The 1,780-nt window shown below is 43.7% G+C and carries 2 protein-coding genes and 1 pseudogene; 2 read left to right on the top strand and 1 reads right to left on the bottom strand.

The features are described from left to right. Both ANPL_RS04290 and ANPL_RS04285 read left to right on the top strand, forming a co-directional pair. Positions 1–398: pseudogene (locus ANPL_RS04290) on the top strand (P44/Msp2 family outer membrane protein); the annotation flags it as partial. A 133-nt stretch (positions 399–531) separates the two neighbouring features. Further along, positions 532–1,383, top strand: a complete 852-nt coding sequence (locus tag ANPL_RS04285) for a P44/Msp2 family outer membrane protein (protein WP_169193500.1) — start codon at positions 532–534, stop codon at positions 1,381–1,383. A gap of 68 nt (positions 1,384–1,451) precedes the next feature. On the opposite strand, the gene ANPL_RS04280 is transcribed toward ANPL_RS04285, so the two are convergent. Beyond that, positions 1,452–1,780, bottom strand: a 329-nt coding sequence (locus tag ANPL_RS04280) for a P44/Msp2 family outer membrane protein (RefSeq protein ID WP_169193499.1), incomplete at its 5' end; no start/stop codon positions are given.

Below are 1,780 nucleotides of genomic sequence, written 5' to 3'. Positions count from 1 at the left end.
ATATTGATAAGAAGGTTTGTAAGAAGACTGAAAATACAGAAGACAGTTGGAAGTGCGAGCAGGCTAGCGGCAGCGGCGACGGCAAGGCGTTCAGTGAAATATTTACGAAGGCGGGCGTGAATGAGGCCACCAAGGGCAAAGCATGGCCTAACGGGACCGGCAACGTCGCGAAAGCGGAAGACCTAAGTACGGCGTTGAATAGAGAACTAACCAGCGCCGAAAAGAACAAGGTAGCTGGGCTGCTAACCAGGACTATATCCGGTGGTGAGGTAGTGGAGATCCGTGCGGTGTCGACAACGTCAGTAATGTTGAATGGTTGTTATGATCTGCAGAGTACGTTCTACTATTTGCCTTCCTTTCGAGCGTTAAAAAATAGAGATGTATTAAAGGTTTTTTGAGAATATTAACTAATAATCCGCCATTTCTTTTTGATATGGCAAATAATTCAGAATTTCCTCTATGAGTCTTCCACCGTTTACGTTTGTATGCTAAACTGACTTGTATTTTTTATGATTTATCAAAAGGATTACTATGAATTACAGAGAATTACTTGTAGGGAGCTTGTCTGCTATGGCAGTCTGCGCATGCTCTCTTACAGTTAGTGAATCCTCATTGGCGTCGGCAGCAAATCATGATGCTACATCTGATGTAGGTGGTGTTATGAACGGAAGTTTTTACGTTAGTGGTAACTACAGTCCAACATTTCCTTCCATTACTTCTTTTGACATAAGGGAATCTGGTCGTGATAGTTCTAGCGTTAAAAGCTACAGCAAAACCGCTCCTACACTCAATATCTCGCAACCTGAAAACTTCAATCAAGAGGGACACACTTTTAAATTTGCAAAGAACTTGCTAACATCCTTTGAAGGAGCTGCAGGTTATGCAATGGGCGGTGCTAGAGTAGAAGTGGAAGCTGGATACAAAAAATTTGCTGCTACTTCTGATGTGGATTACAAACATGCAGATGCTCATCAGTTCGTCGGTATAGGACGTGAACCAGTATTCGCAGACGGAAACTACTTCGTAATGAAGATCGATAGTATCACTGACATTTCTGTGATGCTCAATGCTTGTTATGACGTAATGCACACTGATTTGCCCGTGTCTCCTTACGTGTGTGCGGGGTTGGGTGCAAGTTTTGTTGACATTGCAAACCAAACTACAAGTAAGTTAGCTTACAAAGGTAAGGTTGGTGTTAGCTACCAGTTGACACCTGAAATATCATTGATTGCTGGTGGTTTTTACCATGGCCTATTCGATGAAAAGTTCGAAAACATTCCTGCAAACAATAGGGTAAATTTCGCTGGTGAAGCTTTGGCAACAGTGAAGGCTAACATTGCAAGTTATGGATTCAATCTGGGAGCAAGATTCGCATTTAATTAATCGGAATCTCATGTGGTAAGGATCTCGGCATCTTTACCACATGCTCCTGTTGCAAATATGGTAAGCTGCTATTGCCCACCACCCAGCACCCGATGATAGAACCCACCAGCGAACATTGAGATTTCCGGCGACAACTCATAACTCAAACCAGCCTTGACCTTGTAAGCCAGTTTAGGAGTGACGTGTCCGTCAACAATGCCAACGAAGTTAGCACCTACACCAAGACATGCATAAGGTACTATACTAAACCCTTCACTCTGCAGATCATAACAACCATTCAACATTACTGACGTTGTCGACACCGCACGGATCTCCACTACCTCGCCACCGGATATAGTCCTGGTTAGCAGGCCAGCTACCTTGTTCTTTTCGGCGCTGGTTAGTTCTCTATTCAACG

The organism is Anaplasma platys, from assembly GCF_012790675.1.
Taxonomy (GTDB): domain Bacteria; phylum Pseudomonadota; class Alphaproteobacteria; order Rickettsiales; family Anaplasmataceae; genus Anaplasma; species Anaplasma platys.
The sequence above is the reverse complement of the archived record's forward strand: the minus strand, read 5'-3'. Positions and strand labels throughout refer to the sequence as shown.